Source organism: Microvirga splendida, assembly GCF_016427565.1.
In the GTDB taxonomy this organism is placed as follows: Bacteria; Pseudomonadota; Alphaproteobacteria; order Rhizobiales; family Beijerinckiaceae; genus Microvirga; species Microvirga splendida.
In genome coordinates this window covers 219,830-233,178 of record NZ_JAELXT010000004.1, presented here as the reverse complement: position 1 = coordinate 233,178, position 13,349 = coordinate 219,830, and the positions used below count along the sequence as shown (strand labels likewise).

Annotated in this window: 13 protein-coding genes; 7 read left to right on the top strand and 6 right to left on the bottom strand. The window is 64.1% G+C overall.

The genetic code is table 11. From position 1 onward, the window contains the following. Positions 1 to 144 precede the first annotated feature (144 nt). Complete coding sequence (locus JAO75_RS06655; protein WP_246742390.1) at positions 145 to 834, bottom strand: sigma-70 family RNA polymerase sigma factor; 690 nt, start codon at positions 832 to 834, stop codon at positions 145 to 147. Positions 835 to 1,043: 209 nt separating this feature from the next. Between JAO75_RS06655 and xylB the strand changes: the two genes are divergently transcribed. The 3 genes from xylB (at position 1,044) to JAO75_RS06640 (ending at position 4,808) form a co-directional block, all read left to right on the top strand. Further along, positions 1,044 to 2,474: a xylulokinase gene (gene xylB / locus JAO75_RS06650; protein WP_199047717.1), complete on the top strand. Its 1,431-nt coding sequence runs from the start codon at positions 1,044 to 1,046 to the stop codon at positions 2,472 to 2,474. Positions 2,475 to 2,586: 112 nt separating this feature from the next. After that, on the top strand, positions 2,587 to 3,537 hold the full coding sequence (locus JAO75_RS06645) for a carbohydrate kinase family protein (protein ID WP_199047715.1): 951 nt from the start codon (positions 2,587 to 2,589) through the stop codon (positions 3,535 to 3,537). Between the two features lie 17 nt (positions 3,538 to 3,554). Beyond that, a complete protein-coding gene (locus JAO75_RS06640; protein ID WP_199047713.1) occupies positions 3,555 to 4,808 on the top strand; it encodes an AGE family epimerase/isomerase in 1,254 nt (417 codons plus the stop codon). Here JAO75_RS06640 and JAO75_RS06635 read toward each other — a convergent pair. Next, on the bottom strand, positions 4,799 to 5,734 hold the full coding sequence (locus JAO75_RS06635) for a ribokinase (protein WP_199047711.1): 936 nt from the start codon (positions 5,732 to 5,734) through the stop codon (positions 4,799 to 4,801). The genes JAO75_RS06640 and JAO75_RS06635 overlap by 10 nt on opposite strands. 412 nt (positions 5,735 to 6,146) lie before the next feature. Here JAO75_RS06635 and JAO75_RS06630 point away from each other — a divergent pair, with 412 nt between their 5' ends. After that, positions 6,147 to 6,881 (top strand): PhoH family protein, encoded by a 735-nt coding sequence (locus JAO75_RS06630; RefSeq protein ID WP_210340180.1) that lies wholly within the window; start codon positions 6,147 to 6,149, stop codon positions 6,879 to 6,881. 51 nt (positions 6,882 to 6,932) lie between these two features. Here the strand turns inward: JAO75_RS06630 and JAO75_RS06625 are convergent, their stop codons facing one another. Continuing rightward, entirely contained in the window at positions 6,933 to 7,520 is a 588-nt protein-coding gene (locus JAO75_RS06625) for a cold-shock protein (RefSeq protein ID WP_246742389.1), read from the bottom strand. A gap of 507 nt (positions 7,521 to 8,027) precedes the next feature. Between JAO75_RS06625 and JAO75_RS06620 the strand changes: the two genes are divergently transcribed. Both JAO75_RS06620 and JAO75_RS06615 read left to right on the top strand, forming a co-directional pair. Further along, complete coding sequence (locus JAO75_RS06620) at positions 8,028 to 8,189, top strand: hypothetical protein (protein WP_199047709.1); 162 nt, start codon at positions 8,028 to 8,030, stop codon at positions 8,187 to 8,189. 338 nt (positions 8,190 to 8,527) lie between these two features. Further along, entirely contained in the window at positions 8,528 to 8,911 is a 384-nt protein-coding gene (locus JAO75_RS06615; protein WP_199047708.1) for a response regulator, read from the top strand. A gap of 85 nt (positions 8,912 to 8,996) precedes the next feature. On the opposite strand, the gene JAO75_RS06610 is transcribed toward JAO75_RS06615, so the two are convergent. Beyond that, positions 8,997 to 10,373 (bottom strand): cytochrome P450, encoded by a 1,377-nt coding sequence (locus tag JAO75_RS06610; protein ID WP_199047707.1) that lies wholly within the window; start codon positions 10,371 to 10,373, stop codon positions 8,997 to 8,999. Between the two features lie 209 nt (positions 10,374 to 10,582). Between JAO75_RS06610 and JAO75_RS06605 the strand changes: the two genes are divergently transcribed. Beyond that, entirely contained in the window at positions 10,583 to 11,005 is a 423-nt protein-coding gene (locus JAO75_RS06605) for an SET domain-containing protein (protein ID WP_199047706.1), read from the top strand. Between the two features lie 12 nt (positions 11,006 to 11,017). Here the strand turns inward: JAO75_RS06605 and JAO75_RS06600 are convergent, their stop codons facing one another. Together JAO75_RS06600 and JAO75_RS06595 are read right to left on the bottom strand one after the other, a co-directional pair. Continuing rightward, positions 11,018 to 12,496: a mannitol dehydrogenase family protein gene (locus JAO75_RS06600; protein WP_199047704.1), complete on the bottom strand. Its 1,479-nt coding sequence runs from the start codon at positions 12,494 to 12,496 to the stop codon at positions 11,018 to 11,020. 7 nt (positions 12,497 to 12,503) lie between these two features. Continuing rightward, positions 12,504 to 13,346 carry an ABC transporter permease gene (locus JAO75_RS06595; RefSeq protein ID WP_199047703.1) on the bottom strand — a complete coding sequence of 281 codons (843 nt, stop codon included), beginning with the start codon at positions 13,344 to 13,346 and terminating at the stop codon, positions 12,504 to 12,506. Positions 13,347 to 13,349: the final 3 nt, after the last annotated feature.

Here is a 13,349-nt window from a genome sequence, read left to right as displayed (position 1 = left end):
TGGCGGAAGAGCGGTTTCGAGCCACCCAGCTACAGGCTCAACCTTGAAGCACAGGGAAAAGTTCGAGGAACGGGCCGTGGATCGCCGCTGATATTTTGGGCGAGCGCGAAGACCCGACGCCTGGGCGGCACCGGGCGCGGTATGTCAGGCCGTTGCCGGCTGATCGTGATCGGCGGCCCTGGGCGTTCCCATGAGTTCCGCCAACCGATTGCGGGCGCGGTTCACACGGCTCTTGATGGTGCCGACCTTCACGCCGAGCGCCTCGGCGGCATCCTCGTAGGACATGCCTTCGGCGCCGATGAGGATGATCGCCTCGCGCTGCTCCTGCGGCAGCTTCTCGAGCGCCGACGAGAGATCCTGGAGCGCAAGCTTGTCCTCCTGGTCGGGGATCGCGATCATGCTGGCGGCGTGGGTCCCGTCCCCGTCCTCGACCTCGCGGCTGGTCTTGCGGTGGGTCGAGTAGAAACCGTTGCGCAGGATCGTGAAGAGCCAGGCCTGGAGGTTGGTGCCGGTCTCGAAGGTATCCTGCTTGGTCAGCGCTTTGAGCACCGTATCCTGCACCAGATCCTCCGCCTGATCGACCTTTCCGGTCAGCGACAGGGCGAAGGCGCGCAGGTTCGGCAGCGCGTCCATCACGCCGTTGACGAAGTCCTGATCCACAGGCTCCGTGTGCGCGCGGATGACCTGGGCGACGCGGTCGACGAGCCGCGCGAGGTCGCGCGGCAGCTTGTCTTCAGCGGGATCGCCGTAGAGCGCCCGCAATTGCTTTCCGAGATGCAGCCGAACGTTGGCGCTCAGCGCAGCCGCCGAGGACGGCGCATCAGAATGGATCAAGTGAGACTGGTTGTTCGATTTCTCGGGCATGCGTCACTATTTGGGGCATGCTCCCGGCATTTAAATATCCTGGCGACAATTCGACCGTGAGATTTTTTCATGGCCTAACCTCTGGATTTCACTGCCCCCGTGCCCCATGGAGGCACCTGAACCACAGGCCGGCCTCACCGGCCAAGCCGTGAGCCAGCGATCACCAAGGAGCGCCCAGCGTGCCTCACTATCTCGGCATCGATGTCGGCACATCGGCGGTGAAGGCGATCCTTGTCGACGAGCGGCAGGCGACGATTGCGGAGGCGGATGTCCCCCTGCAGATCTCCCGTCCGCAGGACCTCTGGTCGGAACAGGATCCCGAAGCCTGGTGGCAGGCCGTGCAGACGAGCCTCGATCAATTTGTGGTGAAGAATGCTGCGGCCCTCGCGGACGTGCGCGGCATCGGCTTGTCGGGCCAGATGCATGGCGCGGTGTTGCTCGATGCGAACAACCGCCCCCTGCGCCCCGCCATCCTCTGGAATGACGGGCGTTCGTTCCGTGAGGCGCAGGAGCTTGGCGCCGAGCATCCGGGACTCTCGCACGACATGGGCGTCATCCCGATGCCCGGGTTCACGGCGCCGAAGCTCGCCTGGCTTGCACGGCATGAACCCGAGACGTTCCGCGCTGTCCGCAAGGTGCTTCTGCCGAAGGACTACATCCGCCTCCAGCTCACCGGCGCCCTCGTGACGGACATGTCGGATGCGGCGGGCACCTGGTGGCTGGACGAGGCCAAGCGGGATTGGTCGGACAAAGCGCTTGCGGCCACCGGCCTTGGCCGCGATCACATGGCAGATCTCGTGGAAGGCTCGCAGGTCTCCGGCACCTTGCGAGCTGAGATCGCTCGTCAGTGGGGCATGCGGAGCGATGTCGTAGTGGCCGGCGGTGCGGGCGATGCGGCGGCCGGAGCCGTGGGCCTGGGTGCGATCCGGGATGGATCGGCCTTCATCTCCCTAGGAACCTCAGGCCAGCTTTTCGTCACCACGGAGAACTACAGCCCTGCCCCCGAGGCCCTGGTGCATTCCTTCTGCCATGCGCTGACCGGCCGCTGGTTTCAGATGGCCGCCATGCTGAACGGCGCAAGCTGCCTTGCCTGGGCGGCCAGTCTTCTCAGGCGGGATATCGGCGAGCTGTTGCGCGAAACGGAAGCCGCTTATCGCAAACCGTCCGACATTCTCTTCCTGCCCTATCTCGCCGGCGAGCGGACGCAGCACACGGGCTTGGCGCAGGCCGTGCTCGAAGGCGTTGCCTACAGTTTCGCCGATGCGAAGCGGGCGCTCGAGCAGGCCGGCACGTCCCTGACGCAGGCGGGCATCATCGGGGGAGGCTCGAAGAGCCAATTTTGGACGAGGATCTTCGCCAGCGTCCTGAACATTCCCATCATGCGCTATCATGGCAGCGACAAGGGTCCGGCCTTCGGCGCGGCGCGCCTGGGGCGCCTTGCCGTGACAGGCGAGGCACCGGAAGAGGTTTGCACCGCGCCGGCCATTCTCGAGACCATCGCCCCGGACCCGCGCCTTGTCGAACTCTACCAGCCTCGCATTCAGGCCTTCCGGAGCCTCTACCGAAGTCTCAAGCCGGAATTCGCCAGTGCCGCACAAGAACGGATCTGAGGATACCGGCAACCGGCGCTCGAATCCTCTTGGATTTGCAGCCGGCCCATGCTGCTTAAATGATAACCGCCCCTCATTTCGATGCTACCACAAACGCATCAGGAGCCATTCCATGATCCTGGTTTCCGGCGAAGCCCTGATTGACCTGTTCATCGGCACTGCCACGACCACAGGCTTTCCCGCAGAAGCAGTGGCCGGCGGCTCGCCCTTCAATGTGGCCATCGGGCTCGGGCGCCTCGGGCGCCCGGCGGCGTTCCTGTCCACCCTGTCCGAGGATGTGTTCGGCACCTTCCTGGCCGAGAAGCTCGCGGAATCTGGCGTAAGCTCTTCCTACATTCGGCGCCTTCCGAACGTCACGACGCTGAGCGTGGTGGCCACCAGCCCATCGGGGCAGCCGCAATACTCCTTCTATGCACCGAACAGCGCCGACCGCGCTCTCACGCCCGACATGCTGCCCGACGAACTGCCGGCAGACGTGAGCGCCATTGCGGCCGGCTCCTATGCGCTGGGTGTCGAGCCCATCGCCAGCGCCATCGAGACCCTGCTGCGCCGCGAGGCCGGATCGCGCGTGATCTCGCTCGACCCCAATGTCAGACCGCGTGTGGTTGGCAATCTCGACGCTTATCGGGAGCGGTTCGAACGCCTGCTCGCCTACGCCGATATCGTGAAAGCGAGCGACGAGGATATTGAGCTGCTCTACCGGACGCGCGACCTTGCATCCGCCGCACGGATCTGGCTCCAGCGCGGCCCCAAGCTCGTGATCGTCACGCGCGGCGAGAAAGGTCCACTGGCGGCCTTCCGACACACGGTCCTGGAGCGCCCTGCGCCCAAGATCGAGGTGGTCGATACCGTCGGCGCGGGGGACACGTTCCATGCCGGGCTGCTGGCCTGGCTCGATGCCAATAACCTGCTGACGCCTCAGGGTGTCGCGGCATTGAGCGAGGCGCAGGTCACGACTGGCCTCGATTTCGCCGCCGCTGCAGCCGCCATCGTCTGCACCCGGCGCGGAGCCAATCCGCCGTCCTGGAGCGAGGTCGAGCGATTCATGACCGGGCGCACCTGAACCGGAGGGACAGCATCATGACAAACCAGCCTGTTCTTCCGCCCCTCGGCACGCCCTGGCGCAACAACCGCTTTCACCGGCAATGGCTGTTCGAGCAAGCCGGCAACCTGTTCGACTTCTTTCAGCGCAGCGTCATCAATCCGGCCGGCGGCTTCTTCGATCTCGACGATGCGGGCCAGCCCATCGCGACCGCCAATCCGGTCCGGCAGATCCACGGCACCACCCGCATGGTGCATTGCTTTGCCATCGGCACCCTGCTCGGCCGCCCCGGCTGCGATGTCATCGTCGACCACGGCATGGAATACCTTTGGAAAGCCCATCGGGACGCGCAGAACGGCGGCTATGTCTGGTCGCTCGACGATAACGGACCGAAGGACGATACCAAGCAGGCCTATGGCCATGCCTTCGTGCTGCTGGCGGCCTCCAGCGCGAAGGTCGTCGGGCATCCGCTGGCGGACCGATTGCTGGATGATATCACGCAAACCCTCGAAGAGCGCTTCTGGGAGGAGCAGCACGGAGCCGTGGCCGAGGAGTTCACGCGCGACTGGCAGCCCCTGAGCCAATATCGCGGCCAGAACTCCAACATGCACCTCACTGAGGCCCTGATGGCCGCCTTCGAGGCAACGGGCAACCGTACCCATCTCGACCGGGCGGAGCGGATCGCGAGCCTGATCATCGCCCGGCATGCGGCCTCCCTCGGCTACCGGGTGGCCGAACACTTCGGCGCGGACTGGAGCCTCGACCGCGAGTATCGCGGCGGCGACATGTTCCGCCCCTACGGCACCACGCCCGGCCACTGGCTCGAATGGGCGAGGCTCCTTCTTCAGCTCTGGTCGCTCGGCGGACAGCGTCATGCCTGGATGCCGGATGCAGCCCGTGAGCTGTTCCGACAATCCATCGCGCTGGGATGGGACAAGGAGAAGGGCGGCTTCTTCTATGCCCTCGACTGGGACGACGAGCCGAGGCTGCCCTTGAAGCTCTGGTGGCCCTGCGCGGAGGCCATCGGCGCGGCGGCGTTCCTGTGCGAGCACGAGCCGAGCGACTTCCACGAGCAATGGTACCGCACCCTCTGGGGCTTCACGGACGCCCACCTGATCGATCACCGGCACGGAGGCTGGCGACCTGAACTCACCGAGGATCTGCCCCCCAGTGCGACCGTGTTCACCGGCAAGCCGGATCTCTACCACGCCCTCCAGGCCTGCCTGATCCCGCTCTTCCCAGCCACCGGCAGCCTGACCAAGGTCATTCCGGAGAGCAGCGTTCAGGCCTGAGCGAGATAATGCTCCAGGGCTTCCCTCCGGGGCATCCCTGCTTGCGCTCCCGGGGTCAGGCACGACAGGGATGCCGCGGCACAGGCCCGTTCCACGGCAGGGGTGATTTCCAGCCCCTCCGCGATGCCGTTCGCCAGAACGCCGACAAAGGTGTCGCCGGCGCCGGTTGTGTCGACCGGGATGATCGGGCGCGCCGCAGCATGAACCTGAGTGCCATCACGCGAAACCGCATAGGCGCCCTGGGCACCTGCGGTCACGATGCAGGTCGAGCCGAAATCCTGCGCCAGGACAGCGGCGGCCTTCAGGTAGTCGTCACCCATCCGCTCGCCAACAATCCCCGCGATAGCAAGCGCCTCGTGCTCGTTGACGACCAGCACATCCGTCGCCTCCAGCAGTTCGGCCATGCCTGCACGTTCCTTGACGGCCGGAGGCGGCGCGAAATTCCAGACCACCTTCACCCCCGCCCGGCGGGCCCGGGCAGCCACATCGAGGCTGTCGGCCAGAGGCACCTCCATCTGGAGCACCAGCACGGAAGCCTTCGACAGCAGGCTGTCCGGGAGATCCATGGAGCGCAAGGCCATGTTGGCGCCGCTCGCGACCGTGATGGCGTTCTCGCCGGTCTCGTCCACCGTGATGAAGGCGCAGCCGGTCGGCTCGTCGGTGATCCGGACGGCCTGAACGTCGATTCCGTTGTCTTCGAGGTTCTTCAGGCAGGCCATTCCGAAGGGGTCGTTCCCGACCGCGCCGACCATGGCAACCCGTTCCGGTCCGCCCTGCCCGATCCGCGCGGCCGCAACGGCCTGGTTGGCGCCCTTGCCGCCAAAGAAGCTGTCGGCCCGGCGAGAGAGGACGGTTTCACCCGGTCGGGCGATGCGCGGCACCCGCGCGACGAGATCCATGTTGATCGACCCGAAGACCACGATCATGCGCCTGTCCCTTTTCGGCTACCTGTTCGCTCCCGTCGGTCACCCGGCAGAGGCAGGATTGCAAGGGATCGACACCGGCCCGCGGCGTCTTGGGAGCCATCCACAGCTATTTCCCCTCTCTGGTTCACCAAGGGATTATGCCCTGGAACCAAGCAGCCTGCCTCAACATTTGACTCGCAGGTAGGCGTAGCAGCGGTAAACTGTCATCAGAATCAAAGATAGTTTGCCACTGGCAGATAAAGACAGGCTTTGATGGGCAGGCAGGCTGATCCTCTTCTCTCGGATCGCGGACATACACCGCCCGCAACGACGCGCTCTCGCATTCCTTCTTCGATCGCAAGTTTTTTCTCCAGGCGCCTCTGCGCGGTGCCTGGGTGATTGGTGTGCGCAGTTTCAACCCCGGAGTTGGTCATTGAGCAAGCATCATGAAAAGCAGAGACGCAAGACCCGCCGCTCCCTTGAAACAGCGCAGGTTTTCGATCTCACCGGATCCAAGTTCCAGGGAGAGCGCAGCCTTCCCCCCATCAAGCCGCTCAATGCCACACAGGATGATTATCTCGATGCGTTGAAGGCCAACTCCCAGGTCGTGGTGCTCGGGCCGGCAGGCACGGGCAAAACCTGGATCGCCGCGACGTACGCGGCGGATCTCTTCCGCCAGCGGCGCATCCGCAAGATCATTCTCACGCGTCCGAACGTGCCGAGCGGCCGATCCCTCGGCTTCTTCCCCGGCACCCTCGAGGAGAAGTTCGGCCCCTGGGCCGCTCCCGTGATCGAGGCCATCAAGGAACGCATCGGCACGGCGGCTTTCGAGATCGCGGTCAAGAACGGCGACATCGAGATGGTTCCGTTCGAGGTGATGCGCGGCCGCTCATGGCGCGATGCCTTCATCCTTCTCGACGAGGCGCAGAATGCCACGCCGGCTGAGATGAAGACGTTCCTCACCCGCATCGGGGAGGAGTGCAAGGTGGTGATCAACGGGGATGTGAGCCAGTGCGACCTGCGCGAGACGTCGGGTCTTCGCACGGTCATTCACCTGATCAAGTCGCAGATGCTGCCGGTGCCGATCGTCGAGTTCACCCTCAACGACATCGTACGATCCGGGGTCTGCGAGATGTGGGTGCGCGCATTTGAAGAGGTCCACTGCTGACGCAGTGGACCCGGATCTTTTTCACACTCAGAGTGAAGGGAGCAGAGGCTCTCAGGCGAGTTCGATGGCGCCGACTTCGGGGCCCTTGCGGCCTTCGACGATGGCGACGCGAACCGCCTGGCCCTGATCGAGCTGGCCGAGACCGGCCCGCTCCACGACGGAGATGTGCAGGAACAGGTCCTTGCTCTCACCCTCGACGGACACGAAGCCGTAGCCCTTCACGGAGTCGAACCACTTCACGGTGGCCGGCACCTCCGGCGGACCGCTCACAGGGCGGGCGCTGGGGCCGCCGCTTGGGCGGGAGAACCCGCCGGACGAGCCGCCTGGGCCACCCGCACGCGGCGGACGGGGCGAACGCGCACCGCGCGGCGGCTCCGGCTCGGCCGTGCTGGTGTCGACGCTGACGATTTCCTGGACCTGCGGACCCTTCTGGCCCGTTCCGACCTTGATGACCAGGGTCGTGCCGGATTCCAGAGCGGTGTGGCCCGCAGCCTCGACCTGCCGGACGTGCAGGAAGGCCTCGCCCGAGCCATCGGTCATCTCGACAAAGCCGAAGCCCTTGTCGGGATTGAACCATTTCACCCGTGCCTCAGTCTCGGGTCCTGCGGCTGGAGAGCCGTAGGATGTCTGCTGCCGCATGGGCCGTTCAAAAGATGTTGGCGGAGCGAAATCGCCCCAGTGATCTTCGGGTTGACCGCCAAATTGACGTCGGCGATCACGGTGATCATTTCCCCGGCCCATCAGGACTGCCTTCTAAAGTCTCATGTTTCCTAAACGCCCATAGGCGTACAGCCCCCAACCATTGAGAGCAAGAAGATAACTACTCATACCTAAACGTTTCACGCAAGCTCCCAATAAGGCGGCCCGGTCGGATTATGGGCGCTTATGCGAAATTTCCGGGCTTTCGGCCGCCTCCTCCAGGAGGCGACGCCCGTCCCCTGCCGTCCAGGCCGGGCTCCAATCTCCATCGCCAGGGTCCGTGGCAGCCGGGTCGAAAGCCTAGGCTCCGACCCCTCGCCAAAATAGTCGGCACCGTCATTCGGATGTCATCGGCTGGCATCTAAACTTCCGGCTCGTCATCTCTCGTTGCAACATCGGTTCCCCGCCGATCCGCGGGCTGGAAGCGTCACCTGAGGAGGTGGACTCATGGTGCAGATTGCGAAACAAGCCACGCAGGATGGGACATTCACCATATACCTCGGTGACAGGCCCATTGCCTGGAGTTTGACCAGCCATGCCGCTGATGCCTTGGTGGAAAGGCTGCAAGCCGTGCCGGCTACAATCCTGAAAGCCCCAAGGCTGGAATGAACACCCACGCTTGCTTTGCAGGCGAACATCTTCCTGCTTCTACCAAGCGATGGTCCAGCTTGACCGGGAGCGTGGACGGTCACCTCGACCCGTCGGCAGCTCAAGGCCCTGTTGGACCGCGCAGAGCACTTGCTGCCGAAAGACGCAGAAGAGCTCTATAAGCATCGTAGATGCGAGGTATTTACTTCGGCTTGCCGCCGGGGTTACGATAATTTCGGAAGTGTTAATAACCTAAGATAGTGAACGGCACCCGACATTAAGATTACAGTGATTGCAGCTGATTCGTATAACGACGCCAAAATGGCGCAGCATCGGATGCAATCCGGCCAGGAGGGGCTATGCTTGAAGATCGCAAGAAGCGAGTCCTGATCGTCGAAGACGAAGCCATGATCTCGATGCTGATCGAGGATATGGTTCTGGATTTCGGCTGCCAGGTCGTGGGGCCCGCCGCTCGTCTGGACCACGCCCTCACTCTTGCCCTTCAGGCCGAGATCGACATCGGCCTCCTCGACATCAATGTGGACGGGTCCGTCGTATTCCCTGTCGCGGACGTTCTGCGCTTCCGTAAAATCCCGTTCATCTTCTCGACGGGCTATGATTTCCGGTCGCTTCCGGAGCGTTTCCGCGACTGTCCGACCCTGTCGAAGCCATTCTCCTATCAGAATTTTGCGGATACGCTCCAGGCTGCTCTGGCTACACCGGCTCTTCGGGCAGCTGTCTGATCTCAAGGCGCGGGATACGCACCGGACTTTCGGTGATCATGAGGGCGAACGCAGTTCGCGATCAGAATTCTGAACGGTTGTTCATCTAGGAACGCCCTTCAACCAGCATCTCGGCATCCGCCCTCGGCCTCAGCGTCACTTTCATGACAGGCGCCGGCATGGAGCCTGATTTCGGCCGCAGACGAACGGCCTTCAGCACGACTGCTAGGATGGCCAGCGCCTCCATCTGGGCGAAGGCGCTGCCGATACAGATCCGCGGTCCCGCCCCGAAGGGCATGTAGGCATAACGATGCCGTCCCTTCGCCTGCTCCGGCGCAAAGCGCCGGGGATCGAAGCGCTCAGGCTCCTCCCAGAGCGCGGCATGGTGGTGGACGGCATGGATGGGGACGACGATCACGGCGCCCTCCGGCACCATGAACCCACCGAGCGGGAAGGCACGCGTTGCCGTCCTGGTGATGACGGGAGCCGGCGGATAGAGCCTCATGGCTTCCGAGAAGACCTGCCGGGTATAAGTCAGCTCGGAAACATGCTCTGGGCGGACGGGACCGCCGCCGGTCACAGCGTCGATCTCCGAGAGCACCCTCGCCTCATGCTCCGGATGATGCGACAGAAGGAGAAGCGTCCAGGCAAGCCCAAGGGCCGTGGTCTCATGTCCGGCCGTGATGAAGGTCAGAAGATTGTCGGCGATCTCCTCGTCGGTCATGACGCGGCCGGTCTCCGGATCGGCGGCACCCAGGAGCAAGGCCACCAGATCCTCACGCCCATCCCCGCCCCGGCGGCGTTCGGCGATCATGCCGGTGATCGCCGAACGAAGATAGCTTGTCGCCGCCCTCGCCCGGCTCCGTCCCGGGTACGGAACCCACTCGGGCGCGTTGAGGATGCTCAGGGCAAAGATCCAGCCGGTCGGCTTCAGGTAGTCCGTGATACCCCGCTCCACCCGAACCACGTCGATCCCACCCGGACCCGACATCATGGTCTCCACGATGATGTCGAAGGTCGTGCGCATCATCTCGTGGCCGATCCTGACCGTCGCGCCGGAGCCCATGCCGAGCCAACGGTCCCGGGTCCGCTCCGCCGCCGAGATCATCGCGGGAAGCAACCCGACGAGCTTCTCATGCCGGAAGGCCGGCGCCACGGACTGGCGCTGCCAGCGCCAATGGGCGCCGTCCGCCGTCAGCAGGCCCTGGCCGAGAGCCGGACCGAGGGCTCGCCGCACATCTTCTCCCTTCGACAAGGCATCGGCGTTGCGTACGAGGGCCTCCTGAATGAGCACCGGATCGAGAAGGAAAACCCTTTCTCGGCTGGCGACCCGCGAATAGACGAGCGGCTCCCGGTAGACCTCCGGCGGCAGGGCCTGAAGCGGATCCCGAACCAGCGCAGGCAGGACAGAGAGCGGAGAGCGGCGGCTGACCGTGATTCCGGGGCTCTGCTCCGACAGCACGGGAAGGGCTTCGATGCTCATGCAGTTCCTTTATCGAGACGACTCAATCACGCCTTGATATGCCAGTGCCGGACACAGATCGTGCTCGACCGGCGAGGCACCAAGAGACAGAACGCGGAAACGCGGCTTTGGATCTGGAGAACATCGCCCGGTGACCCATTTTGAACAATCGACGCGCCCCAGGCATGGCCCCTACAACGTCTCTCGAATATCGCGGAGCCTTGGTGAATATGAGTATCAAACGGCCGGAAGGCCCCTTTCGCATCGGGCGCTCGGAAACAGGCCTCGGGCTCTTCGCGACGGATGCCATCGAGAAGGGAACCTTCATCATCGAATATGTCGGGCCTCGGATCACGAGCGACGAGGTCGAGAGGCGCCGGAACACGCGCTACCTGTTCGAGATCAACAGCCGCTGGACCATCGACGGCTCGCCGCGCTGGAACACCGCCCGCTACATCAACCACTCATGCCGCCCGAACGCACAGGCGACGATCTCGCGCGGCAAGATCCGCATCAAGGCGATCAAGCGCATCAAGCCCGGCGACGAGATCACCTATAACTACGGGAAAAATTATTTCGAGACTTTCATCAAGCCTTATGGCTGCCGGTGCCACTCATGCCGGAAGAAGCGCGAACGGGAAGCTGCGACCTGAGCCCCGCCCGAACTAGTCGGGCTTGAACTCGGATACGGTGCGTCCGGCACCGATCTCATAGAGGCGTGCCAGATGGGCCGTAACTCCGCCTGTAAAGCGCGGATCTCCAGGCAGATCATCGCCGAAAATCTCGCGGATAGCGAACAGGCCGCGAGCCAGATTCTCGGCTGACTGCCCTGCCCCGTCAGCCACCTCCCTCAACCGGGCCGCCATAGGATCGCGGACGTCGATGGGCGCCCCCTTCTCGCCGACGCCTGTCACATAGCGCATCCAGGCTGCGACCCCGAGAGATAATCGCGCGATGGGCGCGCCACTGCGCAGGCGGTCGCGTACTGTGCCGAGGAGGCGCTGCGGGAGTTTCTGCGATCCATCCATGGCGATCTGCCATGTGCGGTGTTTCAGGGCGGGGTTCCTGAACCGCTCGATGAGGGCGCTCTTGTAGGATTCCAGATCGGCACCCGGCGGCATGTGCAGCGTCGGGGAGACCTCCTCATCCATGAGGCCTCGGATCAGCCGGACGAAGGCCTCTTCGGCCATGGTATCGGCAACGGTCTCATGGCCGGCGAGATAGCCGAGATAGGCGAGCGTCGAGTGGCTTCCGTTGAGCAGCCTGAGCTTCATGTGCTCATAAGGCTCCACATCGCCTACGAACTCGGCGCCTGCGCTTTCCCAGGCGGGGCGTCCCTGCGGGAAGCGATCCTCGATCACCCATTGGGTGAAGGGCTCGGTGACGACCGGCCATGCATCCGCAACGCCGAGCGCTTTACCGATCCGCTCTCGATCCTGATCGGTGGTGGCCGGGACGATCCGGTCGACCATGGTCGAGGGGCAGGAGACCTCGTCGGCCACGAACCGGCCGAGTTCCGGATCGACCAGTTCGGCAAAGCGCGTAAGAACGCGCTTCACGGTGCGCCCATTGGAGGGAAGATTGTCGCAGGTCAGCACCGTGAAGGGCGGCAGGCCCGCCATGCGGCGGCGGCGCAGGGCCTCGACGATAAACCCCGGAGCGGATTTCGGCGTCCTCAGGTAGGCCAGGTCGTGAACGATATCGGGATGGGCCTCGTTCAGGGTGCCTGTCGCGGGATCGTGGCAATAGCCCTTCTCCGTGACGGTCAAGGTCACGATCCGCGTCTGAGGATCCGACATGACTGTGAGCAGGTCTTCCGTCTCGCGGGGAGCGACGATGACGCGGCGGATCGATCCGATCACCTGGAGCGCCTCGCCGTCCTGAGAGCGCACGGAGAGGGTGTAGAGCCCGTCCTGCGGCTGAAGCGCGTCGTAGGTATCGGGGCTGCGCAAGCTTGCGGCGACGATGCCCCAACTTGGATCCTGGAGCAGCACATCGTCCGTGTAGACGGCCTGGTGAGCACGATGGAAGGCGCCCACACCGAGGTGGACGATCCCCGTCGTGACGGATCGCCGGTCGTAGGCAGGGCGTTGAACCCGTGCCGGCAGATCCGCAAGGGCATCGTCGTTCAGGCGATCTGACATGAGATCCTCAATGCGCCGGCTGCTGCTTCGCGCGGGTGACGATCTGCGTCGGGTTGACGAAGCGGAGGGCGATGATGAGCCATATCAGGGTTGTGACCATGTAGATCACCGCCATGGCGTCTATGGACTGCACCGCACGCACGCCGGCTGCGAAGACGGCATAATACAGCGCCACCACGAGGGTCTGGCTGGTCGGGCCGGCCACGAGGAAGGTCAGCTCGAACATGGCGATGGTGCGCACCAGAACCAGCAGCAGCGCCGCCAGGATTCCGGGCAGGAGAAGCGGCAGAAGCACGTAGAGGAAGAGCTTGAAGGTGTTGGCCCCGAACACCCGGGCTGCCGCCTCCACCTTCGGGTCGATCTGCTCGATGAACGGGATCATCACGAGTATCACAAACGGCACGGTCGGCACGAGATTGGCTGCCACGACGCCCCAGAAGGTGCCGGCAAGGCCGGTCTGATAGAGGACTGTTGCGAGCGGAATACCGAAGGTCATCGGCGGGATCAGGAGCGGCAGCAGGAAGAGCAGCACGAGCAGCCGCTTGCCCGGAAAGTCACGACGGGCGAGCGCGTATGCAGCGGTCACGCCCAGGACTCCCGAGATGAAGACCACTGCGCCGATCACCTGGAACGTGACGATCAGCACGTCCCAGAGCTGAAACTCGCTCCAGGCGGAGGTGTACCAGCGCGTGGTCCAGCCGGCCGGCAGCCATGTGCCGAGCCAGCGGGTGGCAAACGAACTCGTCACCACGGTGGCGATCATGGCAAGGAGGTTGAGGATGAAGAAGCCGACGGTGGCCCAGACGGCTGCGGCCCAGAGCTTGGCTCCGATGGTTGTATCGCGGATCATCGG

Excerpts from the sequence above, each read along its gene's own strand:
- JAO75_RS06605 (WP_199047706.1), top strand. The coding sequence starts at position 10,583 with ATGAGTATCAAACGGCCGGAAGGCCCCTTTCGCATCGGGCGCTCGGAA.
- JAO75_RS06595 (WP_199047703.1), bottom strand. The coding sequence starts at position 13,346 with ATGATCCGCGATACAACCATCGGAGCCAAGCTCTGGGCCGCAGCCGTC.
- JAO75_RS06620 (WP_199047709.1), top strand. The coding sequence starts at position 8,028 with ATGGTGCAGATTGCGAAACAAGCCACGCAGGATGGGACATTCACCATA.
- JAO75_RS06615 (WP_199047708.1), top strand. The coding sequence starts at position 8,528 with ATGCTTGAAGATCGCAAGAAGCGAGTCCTGATCGTCGAAGACGAAGCC.
- JAO75_RS06635 (WP_199047711.1), bottom strand. The coding sequence starts at position 5,734 with ATGATCGTGGTCTTCGGGTCGATCAACATGGATCTCGTCGCGCGGGTG.
- JAO75_RS06625 (WP_246742389.1), bottom strand. The coding sequence starts at position 7,520 with ATGCGGCAGCAGACATCCTACGGCTCTCCAGCCGCAGGACCCGAGACT.
- JAO75_RS06640 (WP_199047713.1), top strand. The coding sequence starts at position 3,555 with ATGACAAACCAGCCTGTTCTTCCGCCCCTCGGCACGCCCTGGCGCAAC.
- JAO75_RS06645 (WP_199047715.1), top strand. The coding sequence starts at position 2,587 with ATGATCCTGGTTTCCGGCGAAGCCCTGATTGACCTGTTCATCGGCACT.
- JAO75_RS06600 (WP_199047704.1), bottom strand. The coding sequence starts at position 12,496 with ATGTCAGATCGCCTGAACGACGATGCCCTTGCGGATCTGCCGGCACGG.
- JAO75_RS06610 (WP_199047707.1), bottom strand. The coding sequence starts at position 10,373 with ATGAGCATCGAAGCCCTTCCCGTGCTGTCGGAGCAGAGCCCCGGAATC.